This is a genomic window from Pseudarthrobacter raffinosi (assembly GCF_023913835.1).
Lineage (GTDB): Bacteria > Actinomycetota > Actinomycetes > Actinomycetales > Micrococcaceae > Arthrobacter > Arthrobacter raffinosi.
This window is the reverse complement of the sequence record NZ_JAMXBG010000008.1, coordinates 39,202-52,305: the sequence shown is the minus strand read 5'-3', so window position 1 is coordinate 52,305 and position 13,104 is coordinate 39,202. Positions and strand designations below refer to the sequence as shown.

The window sequence follows — 13,104 nt, the reverse complement described above, 5'->3', positions numbered from 1 at the left end:
AGACAGGACCGGACAGCAGCATGCCCCTCTTCGACCTTCCCCTTGACCAGCTCCGCGGCTACACCTCGAGGGTCACGCCGCCCGCCGATCTGCAGGACTTTTGGGACGCCACGCTCGACGAGGCCCGGACGTTCCCGCTCAACACCACGTTCGGGCCTGTTGAGAACCACTTATCGGTCATCGACACGTTTGACGTGACGTTCGCCGGCTACGGCGGCGCACCCATCAAGGGCTGGCTGCACCTCCCGGCGAATCGGCGCGCCGGAAGCCGGCTACCCGTCGTCGTCCAGTACATCGGTTACTCGGGCGGCCGCGGCCTCGTCAACCAGGACACCAAATGGGCGCAGGCCGGCTATGCGCATTTCATCATGGACACCCGCGGCCAGGGCTACGGCGGGATCCTCGGCGAAACGGCGGATCCCCACCCGTCCGCGGGCGAGGTGGCCTACGCGGGGCTGATGACCAGGGGCGCCGGCAGCCGCGAGGACTACTACTACCGCCGCGTGTACGTGGACGCGTTCCGTGCGGTGGAAGCGGCGCAGTCCCACCCGGAGGTGGATCCTTCGCGCGTGGTCCTGGCCGGAATCAGCCAGGGCGGCGGCATTGTGGTGGCGGTTGCGGGGCTGATGGCGGGAAGGCTCGACGGCGTCATCGCCGCGCTGCCCGACGTCCCCTTCCTGCAGGACTTCCCCCGGTCGATCGACATCGCTGCCCGCGGCCCCTATCCGGAAATCGCGGCGTTCCTGGGCAGGCACCGGGACCGGTACGAGCCGATGCTCGCGGTCCTGAACAATTTCGACGGCGTCAACCTCGCCCGGGCGGCCACCGCACCTGCCCTGTACTCGGTGGCGCAGATGGACGATGTCTGCCCGCCATCCACCGTGTTCGCCAGCTTCAACGCCTACGGCAGCGGCTCCGCGGCACAAAAGGACATCGCGGTCTACCGGTTCAACAACCACGAGGGTGGCCAGGAGCACCACTGGATCCGGCAGTTGCAGTACCTCCGCGAGCTCCTGGCCTGACTCTCAAGTGACCAAGTAGGTAGCGCCATCTGTCGTTTTGGACGCTCAAAACGACAGATAGCGCTACTCAGTTGGGGGACGAGGCGACTGACTTAAGCCCGGATTTCCATGTGTGACGGCCGTGATTTTGCGGCGGTCGCAGCCCGCGGTTATGGTTTGCCTATGACAAACCGTTGGTATGCGTATTTTTCGTTGGCTCTGGAGGAGCCCGCGTCTAACTGACACGCATCCATCTTCCTTCAGAGCCAACAGGGCAGAGATCATTCTCTGCCCTTCGCCATTTCTCCGGCGGGTTCTGATCTGGGCCCGCTTCCTATCTGGAACAGGACCCGAACATGAGCACCGCGACAGCCACTCCCTCAAAATCCACGTCCAATCTGCGCGTCAGCGAATTCACGCCGCTGCCCACGCCCCAGGAGCTCATCGCCGAGCTGCCCCTGGATGCCCGGGTGACAGACGTCGTCGAGCGTGGCCGCGACGAAGTCCGGGCCATCATGGACGGCGTGGATGACAGGCTGCTGGTCATCGTGGGCCCGTGCTCCATCCACGATCCCAAGGCTGGACTGGAATACGCCCGCCGCCTGGTCAGCCAGGCCGAGAAGCACCGTGGCGACCTCCTGATCGTGATGCGCACCTACTTCGAAAAGCCCCGCACGACGGTGGGCTGGAAGGGCCTGATCAACGATCCTCGCCTGGACGGCAGCCATGACATGGTCACCGGGCTCCGGACCGCCAGGGAATTCCTGCAGCAGGTCACCGCGCTGGGACTGCCCACCGCCACCGAATTCCTGGAACCCATCAGCCCCCAGTACATGGCGGACCTCATCTCGTGGGGAGCCATCGGGGCGCGCACCACCGAGAGCCAGATCCACCGCCAGCTTGCCTCCGGTCTCTCCATGCCCATCGGCTTCAAGAACGGGACCGACGGCGACCTCCAGGTTGCGCTCGACGCGTGCGGCGCCGCCGCTGCCGCCCAAGCATTCCTGGGGATCGACGGCGATGGCCGGGCCGCGCTGGTGGCCACTGCCGGGAACCCGGACACCCACGTCATCCTCCGAGGTGGACGGAAGGGCCCCAATTACTCAGCGGCCGACGTCGAAAGCGCCTCCGCCAAGCTCGCCGGCAAGGGGCTCAACCCCCGGCTGATCGTGGACGCCAGCCACGCCAACAGCGGCAAGAGCCACCACCGGCAGGCGGAAGTGGCGCTGGAAATCGGCGCACAGCTGGAGGACGGCGGCGAGGCGGCACAGGCCATCGCGGGTGTCATGCTGGAGAGCTTCCTGGTGGGCGGAGCCCAGAACCTGGATGTCACCGAGCATGCGGCGGGCCGGGCGGAACTGGTCTACGGGCAGAGTGTCACGGACGCGTGCATGGATTGGGACGTCTCCGTTTCGGTCCTCGATCAGCTCGCGGCGTCCGCCCGGAAGCGCCGGACCGCTTAATGATTGCCCGGATGACTTTCACTACAGCCCCATGAACCTCTAGAGTATCTAACACATGGTTGGTGGATGGCTCAGCATCGGCACACCGAAATATGAATCAAAGCTGGGGTACTGTCGTCATCCATCAGCAAAGGAATAGGGAAATGTCCGCAGAACAGAACTTCTCGAACGCGAAGTTCCTGACCGTGGCCGAAGTGGCCGAGGTCATGCGCGTCTCCAAAATGACCGTCTATCGGCTGGTCCACTCCGGCGAAATGCCCGCCGTGCGTTTCGGCCGGTCGTACCGGGTGCCGGAGAGCGCCGTCGAGCAGTACCTCAAGGGTGCTGTGGTGGACGGGCACTCCGAAACCGCCTGAGCATTACCTGCGGTCAGTGGGCATCGCCAAGAAGCGGTACCCTGTTAAGGAACGTTTTACGTCATTGTAAGAATCTGTCAGTTGTTTCAGTCTGTAGCTCTGTCCACGGACCATTTCCATCAGACAGGTACTGCATCTAGTTTGTGAGGAACTTTCGTGGGTTCAGTTATTAAGAAGCGTCGCAAGCGTATGGCCAAGAAGAAGCACCGCAAGTTGCTTCGTAAGACCCGTCACCAGCGCCGCAATAAGAAGTAGAGATACTTCGACAAGCGTGAAATGCCCGTTGCCTATCCGGCAGCGGGCATTTTTTGTCTCCGCGAGGTCGCCATCGACGTTTCACCGTCGCTTAGCGTTCAGCCTTTCCCAACCCTCGCAAGCTCGGGCCGGGACCCGCGGGCTTTCACTTCCGCCGATAGGCGGTCCGGCGGTCGCTGGGCGACCTCTGTCCCGCGATCGACGGCGATGCGCTCCTACGCGAAACATCGACGGCGACCGCTGTGGCGGCAGCTTATGCCCGGGGGCCGCGCATCCGGGAGTATCCGCGCCAGAGCCCGTAGACGGCGCCGCCGGCCGTTGCTGCCTTGAGCCCCAGGGTGGCGGCGCGGCGGCCGGAACGGAAGTCGTAGACCGGCCAGTTGTTGTCCCGCGCGTGGCGGCGGAGCCTGGCATCAGGGTTGATGGCTACCGGGTGCCCCACGAGGGTCAGCAGCGGGATGTCATTATATGAGTCGCTGTAGGCCCAGCACCGCTTGAGGTCCAGGCCTTCGGCGTGGGCCAGGGCCTGCACTGCCACTGCCTTGGCGGAACCGTGCAGGATGTCGCCCACCAGCCGGCCGGTGTACATGCCGTCGGCAACCTCGCCCACGGTGCCCAAGGCTCCGGTCAGGCCGAGCCTGGTGGAAATGACCGCGGCAACCTCGATGGGGGTTGCGGTAACCAGCCAGACCCGCCGGCCCACGCGCAGGTGCTGCTGCGCCAGTGCCTTGGCGCCGGGCCAGATCCTGGACGCGATCATTTCGTCGTAGACCTCTTCGCCCAGGGCCTTGACGTCTTCCACGGTGATGCCCTCGGCGAGGGTGAGGGCGGAGTCGCGGACAGCGTGGACATCGTCCATGTTCTCGCCGCGCGCCACAAATTTGAACTGCTTCCATGCGAACCCCGCAGCCTGCGTCAGGGTGAAGGCGCCGCGTTGGTGCATCTTGCGGGCAACATGGAAGAGGCTGGCGCCTTTCATGAGGGTGTTATCGACGTCGAAGAAGGCGGCTTCGCCGGTCTGCATCAACGCATCCGGCTGGGTCACCACAGCGACGTACTTCTCCTCGGGCATGTCCACGAGTCTAGTCAATACTCGGTGACCAAGATTTCAGTGCCAGCGCGAGTGCCAGCGCTCGCCCGGATACCCGCGTCGCCGTACGCCCCGCCGTCGGCCGCTGTCCTCTGCCCAGCTCTCTGCCCTGAAGGGCGATACGGTTAAGGCATGGCAAAACCCGAGGTAGTCCTCATCACCAAAGCAGACTGTCACCTGTGTGCAGGAGCGCGCGACGCCGTCGGACGCGTTACTGCCTCGCTGGGACTCGGGTGGACGGAACAGCAGGTGGACGAGCTGCCGGAACTGCGTGAGCGGTACGCGGAGGAAATCCCCGTAGTCCTGGTGGATGGAATCCAACGCGATTTCTGGAAGATCGACGAAGCCCGGCTGGAGCGCGTCCTCAAACGCGCCATGGCCCAATCGGAAAGCGGCCTCGCAGAATGACACCGGCTTTGTTGGCACCAGCGGCGGGGCTCTAGAGTGGAGTCACGACGCGATGGGATGGAGGGGATAGTGACTTCACTGGATCCATCTCCCCATGCTGTCCAAGGTACAGAGGCTGGCCACAGTACACAGCCCGTCCACGGTGCCGAGTCCACCAAACAAATACCGCCCGCAGCGGTGGCCCGGCTGACCATCTACCTGCGCGCCCTTAACACGCTGCTGTCCGACGGCGTCGAACGGGTATCTTCGGAATCGCTGGCGGAAGCGTCAGGAGTGAGCTCGTCAACCCTTCGCAAGGACCTTTCCTATGTGGGTTCCTACGGCACGCGCGGAGTGGGCTACGAAGTGCAGTACCTGAGCCGTCACATCTCCGCAGCCCTAGGGCTGACCCACGACTGGAAGGTCGCCATTGTTGGCGCGGGTAACCTCGGCAAGGCCCTGGCCCGTTACGGCGGCTTCGAGTCCCGCGGGTTTGACGTCGTGGCAATTTTCGACGCCGACCAGATGGTGGTGGGCAATGAAGTCGGCTGGCTGCGCGTCAGCGACGCTGCGGACATGGAGGCCGTGTTGCAGCGGACGGGCGCCAACATGGTGGTCCTGGCACTTCCGGCCCACGTGGCGCAGGCCGTGTGCGACCGCGTGGTGGCGGCCGGCGTCCGCAGCATCCTGAGCTTCGCCCCCGTTATGCTGCAAGTCCCCGAGGGCGTCAACCTCCGCAAGGTGGATATGGCCACCGAACTGCAGATCCTCGCCTATCACGCACAACGGGCGCAGACCCCGGACCAGACCGCCTAGTTCGTCGGCGGCTGATGGGGCCCACGTCCGTTAGGGTGTGGATGCGACTCGTTGGTACTACTGCCCGTAGGGGTTGCCAGGCGTGGTGCCCGGGGCGCCGTACGGGTTAGCGAACGGCTGCTGCTTGCGGAAGTAAGGTGCCGCGGCCGGCAGGTAGAGCAGCACGATCGCTGCGATCCCGGCCAGCGTCCCCACGGTTCCAAGGCTCGGTGGTCCGAAGAGGCCGAAAATGGACAGTGCCGCGAAAACGGTACCGAGGATGCGGGCCCAGTTCTTGCCCTTACGGACGAAGAACGCCACCAGCGCGTACAGCCCAGCGCCGATGATGGCGAAGACCACGAGCGACCCGGCGAGGACACCCTTGAAATCGTCAAAGGCAAACTCCGTGCCGGTAGCGCCACCGCTGCGCATGGCGTCTTCGAAGGCGCGGCGCATCGCCGGGTCATCGAGCATGCCAATGCCCATCAGCAGGCTGATGACATACACAACACCCGCGCCAATCAGCAGCCAGAACGAGATGTTGACCAGCTGGGGAACCCCGTTGGATCCCGTGGCCTGCGGCTGCTCGGACGGGTACTGCGTGTAAGGGGACTGCCCGTACGGCTGTTGACCATAAGGCGGAGGCGTGGGCTGGCCGAACTGCGGCGGGTTGTTCTGGCCATACTGCGGGGCGTTTTGCCCGTACTGCGGTCCGTTTTGCCCGTACTGGGGTGCCGGGGGAGTCTGCTGGCCATACTGCGGTGCGTTTTGCCCGTACTGGGGCGCCGGCGGTGTGGGCTGCCCGAACTGCGGGCTGTTCTCGCCGTATCGGGGCGCTGGCGGCTGGTTGCCGGGCTCGGGCTCGTTCGGAACGGGAGGCGGGACAGGCGTGCTCATGAGCGGTCCTTTGCAGGTCGGATGTCAGTTCGGCTGCTGGGTGCAGTCCAACTGGCCTGCCCCCAGTACGGCTTACTTCCCACCGTACCCCCGGCGGGTGCCGCGGGGGATCATTCCGGAGAGGTATTCCCACAGAACTCAGCGGGGGTCGCGCAAGACTGTGTTTCTACTGGATCCGGTCTACGCGCGGCCCTTGGCGGCGTTGAACCAGGCCTGCGAGTTCGGCAGCCACATGAGCACCGTTGCCGCGGCGCTGATGAGGAAGCCCAGCCAGTTGTTGCCGATGCCTTGGCCCATGCCGCCGCCGCCCACGCTGCCGCCAAGCACGGCGAGCACCAGCGAAACGCCGGCCACGATGGTCAGCGCAAGTCTTGCCCATTCCTTGCCCTCCTTCATCTTCAGGACCAGGACAATCTGGGCCGCCGCCAGGGCCAGTGCCACCAGGACGAGCAGGAGGACCACAACGGCCAGCCCGGGTGCCACGACGAACAACGCCAGCGAACCCAACACGCCGAACAGGCCGCCAAGGACTCCCAGCATGCCGCCGATGAGCCAGATCCAGTACGAGACCTTGAGCTCGGTGGGCAGCCCGGTCACGCTGAACATGCCGGAGAACCCGGCCTTGGGCATAACGTCGTTGAAGTTGCGGGGGCCGTCGGTTGGCATCTCAAAACGGAAGCCGCCCGGCTGGCCCGGCTGGTTGTATGGCTGGCCGGGCTGCGGGTAGGCCTGGCCCGGCGCGGGATAAGCCTGGCCCGGCTGCGGGTAGGCGGGTGGCGGCTGGTAGCCGGCCGGAGGAACGTTCCGGGCAGGAGGAACGTGGCCGGCAGGCGGCTGAGTGGCAGGCGGCTGAGTGACGGGCGGCTGGGCGCCGGGTTGCTCGGCGTCGGGCTGCTGGGGCTGCTGGGGCTGCGGTACTTCACTGTTGCTCATGGGTCACACTGTAGACCGCGGATCCGCCGGTATCTAGGGGATAAAACAAAGCACCCCGGCCGCCAGATTCCGGGGAAACATGGCGGCCGGGGTGCTTCAGGAAGAAAACTATGCTGCGGGTGCGATGAACGCGAGCTCCAGGTTGACGGCAACCTTGTCGCTGACCAGCACGCCGCCGGCTTCCAGCACGGCGTTCCAGGTCAGGCCGAAGTCCTTGCGGCTGATGGTGGTTTCGGCGGAGACGCCGGCGCGGGTCATGCCGAACGGGTCCACGGCCACGCCGTTGAACTCGGTCTCAAGGGCAACGGGGCGGGTGACGCCCTTGATGGTGAGGTCCCCGGTCAGCTCGTAGCTGTTGCCCTTGGCCACGAGGCTGTTGGAGACGAAGGAGATTTCCGGGAAGGCCTCGACGTCGAAGAAGTCTTCGCCGCGGACGTGGCCGTCGCGGTTGACATCGCCGGAGTCGAAGCTGGCGGTCTGGATGGTGGCGCTGATTTTGGAATCGGCCACGTTGTCGGCGAGGTCCAGGGTTGCCACGGCATCCTTGAACTGGCCGCGGACCTTGCTGATGCCTGCGTGCCGGACGGTGAAGGCGATCTCGCTGTGCGAGTTGTCAAGGGTCCAGGTGCCGGTGGTGACGTCTGCGGGAAGAGTCATGGTGTTTCTCCTTGGGTTTGTCGGGTGGTACGTCCGGATAGCTTGACGCTTCATCTGTTGAATCCTCAACTATCCGCTGCATCCAGTATAAACATGCATTTGCATGTTTTGTTCCCCGTTCCGGAACATTTTTCCAAAAGTTTGAGTTCTACTGGATGTAGAAGATTTCGGATAGCACGCCATCTTTGAGAAACTGGTAAACATGCCCCAATCCACTGTCCATCTGCTCCGCCACGGCGAGGTCCACAATCCTGACCGCGTTCTGTACGGCAGGCTGCCCGAATTCCACCTCTCCGAGCTGGGCCGCGAAATGGCGCAGATGCTCGCCGCCCACTTCGCCGAACGTGCCGCGCGCGGGGCAAGGATCGTCTATCTCGCGGCGTCGCCGCTGGTCAGGGCGCAGGAAACAGCGGCCCCCACGGCGGAGGCGCTTGGTCTGGAACTCCACACGGACAGCCGCATCATTGAAGCGGAAAACTACTTCCAGGGCATGAAGGTCACCAAGGCCGAGCTCCGGAAGCCCAAGCACTGGCCCCACCTGGTCAACCCGTTCCGGCCGTCCTGGGGCGAACCGTACAAGGCACAGGCCGCGCGCGTCATGTCAGCTGTTGAGGACGTCCGGCTCCGGGCCATCGAACTGGCCGCCGGGGACTACGGAACCGATGGCCCGGAAGCCATCATGGTCAGCCACCAGCTCCCCATCTGGGCCACCCGCCTCAGTGCCGAAGGCAGGCCGCTGTGGCATGACCCGCGCAAACGCGAGTGCACGCTGACGTCCATCACCTCCCTGGTGTTCGACGACGACGGCTCGCTCCTGCGCGTTGAGTACAGTGAGCCCGCTGCCGTACTTCTTCCCGGTGCCGCCAGCACCCCCGGAGCCTGACATGACTGGCCCTCGCGCAACGTCCCGCGCAATTTCAGGCACAGCGTCCCGCCGTGCCGTTCTCGCGGCCGGCGGGGCCGCCCTGACCGCCCTGACCCTGGGCCTGTCCGCCTGTGCGCAGGAAGACGCCCTCGCCAAGCAGGCCAAAGCCGGCGACAACAAGAACTACGTGGCCGGGGACGGCTCGGTGACCGAGTTCACCGCGGCGGACCGCAAGGCCGCCGTCGCCATTAACGGCACGCTGTTCAACGGCACCCAGATAGCCCCCGCGGACTTCCAGGGCAAGGTGACGGTCCTGAACTTCTGGTTCGCCGCCTGCGCACCCTGCCGCGTTGAAGCACCCATCCTGGAAGAGCTGCACAAGGACTTCAAGGACCAGGGCGTGCAGTTCTTCGGCGTCAACCTCCGCGATGAAAAAGGCACCGCAGAGGCCTTCGACAAGACCTTCAACCTGACCTACCCCAGCTTCGACGACAAGAACGGCGGCGTGCTCCTGGCCGTTTCCGGCCTGGTCCCGCCGGGGGCAGTCCCCACCACGCTGGTCCTGGACAAGCAGGGCCGCGTGGCCTCGCGCGTGCTGGGCGAAATCCAGAAGGGCACCCTCAAAGCCCTCATCACCGCCGCCGTGGCAGAGTAGCGGCGGCCCGGACCGTGAACAGCCCCTTCGCCGAAACCATCCTGAACGGCTCGCTCCTGCTTGCCATCCCGGTGGCGCTGCTCGCCGGCCTGGTGTCCTTCCTGTCGCCGTGCGTGCTGCCCCTGGTGCCCGGCTACCTAGGCTACGTCACGGGCCTGAGCGGCGTGGACCTGGAGAAGCAGAAGCGCGGCCGGATGCTGGCGGGCATCGGGCTTTTTGTGCTGGGGTTCTCGGTGATTTTCGTGCTTCTGGGCGGCGCGTTCGGCCAGCTCGGCACCCTGATCACCGGCTCGCAGAATGCCTGGATCACACAGCTCCTGGGGCTCCTGGTCATCCTCATGGGTGTGGTGTTTATGGGCGGTTTCGGCTGGCTGCAGCGTGATGCGAAGATCCATGCCAAGCCGCCGGCCGGCCTGTGGGGCGCGCCGTTGCTGGGCCTCACGTTCGGCCTGGGATGGGCCCCGTGCATCGGCCCCACCTACTCCGCCGTCCAGCTCCTGAGCCTGTCCGGCGGTTCCTCCGCCGCCAAAGGTGCCCTCCTGGCATTTGTCTACAGCCTGGGCCTGGGCATCCCCTTCCTGCTGATCGCCCTGGCGGTGCGACGCGGCATGGGCGTGATGTCCTTCTTCCGCACGCACCGCCTGGCCATCCAGCGGATCGGCGGCGGGATCCTGGTGGTGCTGGGCCTGCTGATGGCCAGCGGCGTCTGGGGCACCTGGGTCACCGAATTGCAGTACTGGTTCCAAACCGATGTGAAGTTGCCGATCTGATGAGCGAGCGCGTGAAAGAAAACAAAAAGTCCCCGGCACCCGTTGCCGCCGCCAAAACTGAGGCGGCGCTGCCAGTCCTGGGGCCGGTGGAGATGCTGCGCTGGGCCTGGACCCAGCTGACCAGCATGCGCACGGCGCTGTTCCTGCTGCTGCTCCTGGCCATCGCCGCGGTGCCCGGTTCGCTGTTCCCGCAGCGCCCGGCCAACCCGTCCATCGTGACGCAGTACATCAAGGACAACCCGGACTACGGGAAGCTGCTGGACACCCTGCAGCTCTACGACGTCTACTCGTCGGCCTGGTTCTCGGCCATCTACATCCTGCTGTTCATCTCGCTGATCGGCTGCGTGGTCCCGCGCGCCATCGCCCACTACAAGGCCATGCGCTCCCAGCCGCCGCGGACCCCCAAACGTCTCTCCCGCCTCCCCGAGTACGGCACCCTGGTGGTTCCCGCCGACGCCGGCCTCCCGGCGTCGGACGCCATCCGCAGTGCCGCCGGGGTGCTGAAGAAGCGCGGCTACCGCGTTGACGTGAGGGACGACGACGGCGCGCGGCCGTCTTTGGGCGCCGAGCGCGGCTTCGCCAAGGAAGTGGGGAACCTCGTGTTCCACACGTCGCTGATCGGCGTGCTGGTTTCGGTCGCCGTGGGCGGCCTGTTCGGCTACAGCGGCCAGCGCATCCTGGTGGAGGGCGACACCTTCGTGAACACGCTGGTGGGCTACGACCAGTTCACCCCCGGCGCCAACTTCCAGTCCAGCCAGCTGCAGCCGTATTCCATCCAGCTGGACAAATTCGACGTCTTGTTTGACCGCGAATCACCAGGAAAAATCGGCCAGCCCATCGACTTCAACGCCGAAGTCACCACGCGGGAAACCCCGGACTCGCCCGCCAAGCAGGAAGTCCTGAAGGTCAACGATCCCGTGACCCTGGGCGGCACCAGCATCTACCTCACCGGCAACGGCTACGCGCCCGTGGTGACCATCCGTGACGGCGCCGGCAACGTGGCCATGCAGGGTCCCGTGGTGGCCAAGCTCCAGGGTGACAACTACTACTCGTCCCTGGTGATCAAGGTCCCCGACGCACGGCCCGAACAGCTGGGCTTTGTGGGGTTCTTCCTGCCCACGGCGTTTATCACCGAGGAGGGGGTGTCCTTCAGCGGCGATCCGGACCTTTTCAACCCGCAGCTGACCCTGAACTCGTACTTCGGGGACCTTGGCCTGGACGCTGGCTCGCCGCAGAACGTCTTTGAACTGGACGTCAGTGACCTCACGCCGCTGAACGCCCGCAACCTGGACGCCGGCGGCATTACCCTGGCTCCGGGCAGCACCTACACCCTGCCGGACGGCAAAGGCAGCATCAGCTTTGACAGCGTGAAGCGCTACGTGGGCGTGGACATCCACCACAACCCGGGCCAGCTCTACGCCCTCATTTTCGCGCTGCTGGCCGTGGGCGGCCTGATCGTCTCGCTCTACGTGAACCGGCGCCGCGTCTGGGTGCGGACCGGGACCCACGAGGACGGCCGCACCATGGTGGAGTATGGCCTGCTTGCCCGCGGTGAGGACCACCGGCTCGCCGCGGAAGCGGTTGCCGTCAGGAAGCTGCTGTCCGAAGAGTGGCAGCTTGCGGATTCTGATTCCGGCGAATCTGCTGACGATTCCGACTCCAGCGTCACCCAGCAAACTCCCAGCCGCCAGGGCGATAATGGCGCAGACTCGCTCACCACCCCAGCGGGCCCCACCGGGCCGAAAAAGGACCAGTAATGCCGTTCGCCATCAACGAAACCATGGGCCAGTACAGCGAGCTGTTTATGCTGCTCGCCGCCGGCACGTACACCGTGGCCTTCATCGCCTTCGCCTGGGACCTCGCGAAGAGCAGCAGGGCGCTGCGCGCCATTGACCTGAAGGCGGCCGAGGCTGCCGGAACCAAGGTGCCCGCGATGGCCGGCACTTCTGCTGGCTCAGCCGCGGTAGCCGACACTGTGGCAACCAACAGGGTGGACTCGCACCTGGCCGGACCCGTGGGCCGGGCCGAGCGGCCGTCGTCGTCCGTGGCCAAGCGGGGCGGCGACGCTTCCGGGGCAGGGCAGACGGCCGACGCCGATATGCGCTACGCGGCGGAACGCCGCGTTCCGGCGCGGGTCGCCGTTGCCCTCACCGTTCTCGGCGTGCTGATCCATGCCGCCGGCGTCATCACGCGTGCCGTGGGTGCAGGCCGGGTGCCGTGGGGCAACATGTACGAGTTCCTGACCACCGGCGCCTTTGTGGCCGTGGCCGTTTTCCTGCTGGTGCTGATCCGCCGCGACCTGCGGTTCCTGGGCACGTTTGTGGTGGGCCTGGCCATCATCATGCTGGTGGCCGCCTCGGTTGCTTACTGGACCCCCGTGGGCCACCTGGTCCCTGCGCTGCAGAGCTACTGGCTGATCATCCACGTCTCCATCGCGGTGCTCTCCTCCGCACTCTTCACCCTCACGTTCGCCATGTCCGCCCTGCAACTGGTGCAGTCCCACCGGCAAAAGACGGTGGCTGCCGGTGGTGCTGACAAACTTGGTTTTATGCGACTGGTTCCCTCGGCACTGAGCCTGGAAAACCTGTCCTACCGCATCAACGCCATCGCCTTCATCGGCTGGACCTTCACCCTCATGTTCGGTGCCATCTGGGCTGAAAAAGCCTGGGGCCGGTTCTGGGGCTGGGACACCAAGGAAGTCTGGACCTTCGTGATCTGGGTGGTCTACGCGGGCTACCTGCACGCCCGCGCCACACGTGGCTGGACCGGCACCCGCGCCGCGTGGCTGTCGATCGTCGGCTACCTCTGCGTGGTCTTCAATTTCACCATCGTCAACCAGTTCTTTAACGGTCTGCACTCCTATTCGGGCCTCTGAACTGGGGTTTCTCCGGCTGTCCTTGGCAACGGTCGACTGATACGCCAATCGATGTATGAATAAGGGTGTTGCCCCGCAGACGGTGATGCTACCTTGGTGGGAGTT

At 65.2% G+C, this 13,104-nt stretch carries 15 protein-coding genes; 11 read left to right on the top strand and 4 right to left on the bottom strand.

Annotation, left to right across the window (positions count from 1 at the left end):
• Positions 1 to 20 precede the first annotated feature (20 nt).
• From NG697_RS09765 to NG697_RS09750, 4 genes are all read left to right on the top strand, one after another.
• Positions 21 to 1,022, top strand: coding sequence for an acetylxylan esterase (locus tag NG697_RS09765; protein ID WP_252614075.1), 1,002 nt, complete (start codon positions 21 to 23; stop codon positions 1,020 to 1,022).
• A gap of 335 nt (positions 1,023 to 1,357) precedes the next feature.
• Complete coding sequence (locus NG697_RS09760; protein WP_252610635.1) at positions 1,358 to 2,464, top strand: 3-deoxy-7-phosphoheptulonate synthase; 1,107 nt, start codon at positions 1,358 to 1,360, stop codon at positions 2,462 to 2,464.
• A 143-nt stretch (positions 2,465 to 2,607) separates the two neighbouring features.
• The gene (locus tag NG697_RS09755) at positions 2,608 to 2,820 is read left to right on the top strand and encodes a helix-turn-helix domain-containing protein (RefSeq protein ID WP_058931377.1); all 213 of its coding nucleotides are present in this window, start codon (positions 2,608 to 2,610) and stop codon (positions 2,818 to 2,820) included.
• A 156-nt stretch (positions 2,821 to 2,976) separates the two neighbouring features.
• Positions 2,977 to 3,075 (top strand): 30S ribosomal protein bS22, encoded by a 99-nt coding sequence (locus NG697_RS09750; protein ID WP_003792170.1) that lies wholly within the window; start codon positions 2,977 to 2,979, stop codon positions 3,073 to 3,075.
• 253 nt (positions 3,076 to 3,328) lie between these two features.
• Here NG697_RS09750 and NG697_RS09745 read toward each other — a convergent pair whose 3' ends face one another.
• Positions 3,329 to 4,147 carry an HAD family hydrolase gene (locus NG697_RS09745; RefSeq protein WP_252599876.1) on the bottom strand — a complete coding sequence of 273 codons (819 nt, stop codon included), beginning with the start codon at positions 4,145 to 4,147 and terminating at the stop codon, positions 3,329 to 3,331.
• Positions 4,148 to 4,297: 150 nt separating this feature from the next.
• Here NG697_RS09745 and NG697_RS09740 point away from each other — a divergent pair, with 150 nt between their 5' ends.
• Positions 4,298 to 4,573, top strand: coding sequence for a glutaredoxin family protein (locus tag NG697_RS09740; RefSeq protein ID WP_252599877.1), 276 nt, complete (start codon positions 4,298 to 4,300; stop codon positions 4,571 to 4,573).
• Positions 4,574 to 4,642: 69 nt separating this feature from the next.
• Complete coding sequence (locus tag NG697_RS09735) at positions 4,643 to 5,368, top strand: redox-sensing transcriptional repressor Rex (protein ID WP_374209912.1); 726 nt, start codon at positions 4,643 to 4,645, stop codon at positions 5,366 to 5,368.
• 57 nt (positions 5,369 to 5,425) lie between these two features.
• On the opposite strand, the gene NG697_RS09730 is transcribed toward NG697_RS09735, so the two are convergent.
• From NG697_RS09730 to NG697_RS09720, 3 genes are all read right to left on the bottom strand, one after another.
• A complete protein-coding gene (locus NG697_RS09730) occupies positions 5,426 to 6,244 on the bottom strand; it encodes an MFS transporter (RefSeq protein WP_252599879.1) in 819 nt (272 codons plus the stop codon).
• 180 nt (positions 6,245 to 6,424) lie between these two features.
• A complete protein-coding gene (locus tag NG697_RS09725) occupies positions 6,425 to 7,177 on the bottom strand; it encodes a hypothetical protein (protein WP_252614074.1) in 753 nt (250 codons plus the stop codon).
• Between the two features lie 108 nt (positions 7,178 to 7,285).
• The gene (locus NG697_RS09720) at positions 7,286 to 7,834 is read right to left on the bottom strand and encodes a YceI family protein (protein ID WP_252599881.1); all 549 of its coding nucleotides are present in this window, start codon (positions 7,832 to 7,834) and stop codon (positions 7,286 to 7,288) included.
• Positions 7,835 to 8,036: 202 nt separating this feature from the next.
• Here NG697_RS09720 and NG697_RS09715 point away from each other — a divergent pair, with 202 nt between their 5' ends.
• From NG697_RS09715 to ccsB, 5 genes are read left to right on the top strand one after another with little or no spacing between them, the layout of a single operon-like run.
• Complete coding sequence (locus NG697_RS09715; RefSeq protein ID WP_252610629.1) at positions 8,037 to 8,717, top strand: histidine phosphatase family protein; 681 nt, start codon at positions 8,037 to 8,039, stop codon at positions 8,715 to 8,717.
• Position 8,718: 1 nt separating this feature from the next.
• A complete protein-coding gene (locus tag NG697_RS09710) occupies positions 8,719 to 9,354 on the top strand; it encodes a TlpA family protein disulfide reductase (RefSeq protein WP_252599883.1) in 636 nt (211 codons plus the stop codon).
• 14 nt (positions 9,355 to 9,368) lie between these two features.
• Positions 9,369 to 10,124, top strand: coding sequence for a cytochrome c biogenesis CcdA family protein (locus tag NG697_RS09705; protein WP_058931385.1), 756 nt, complete (start codon positions 9,369 to 9,371; stop codon positions 10,122 to 10,124).
• Positions 10,124 to 11,881, top strand: coding sequence for a cytochrome c biogenesis protein ResB (resB, locus tag NG697_RS09700; RefSeq protein WP_252610627.1), 1,758 nt, complete (start codon positions 10,124 to 10,126; stop codon positions 11,879 to 11,881). Before NG697_RS09705 ends, resB begins: the two co-directional genes overlap by 1 nt.
• Positions 11,881 to 12,999, top strand: coding sequence for a c-type cytochrome biogenesis protein CcsB (gene ccsB / locus NG697_RS09695; RefSeq protein ID WP_252599885.1), 1,119 nt, complete (start codon positions 11,881 to 11,883; stop codon positions 12,997 to 12,999). The genes resB and ccsB overlap by 1 nt, the downstream gene beginning before the upstream one ends.
• Positions 13,000 to 13,104: the final 105 nt, after the last annotated feature.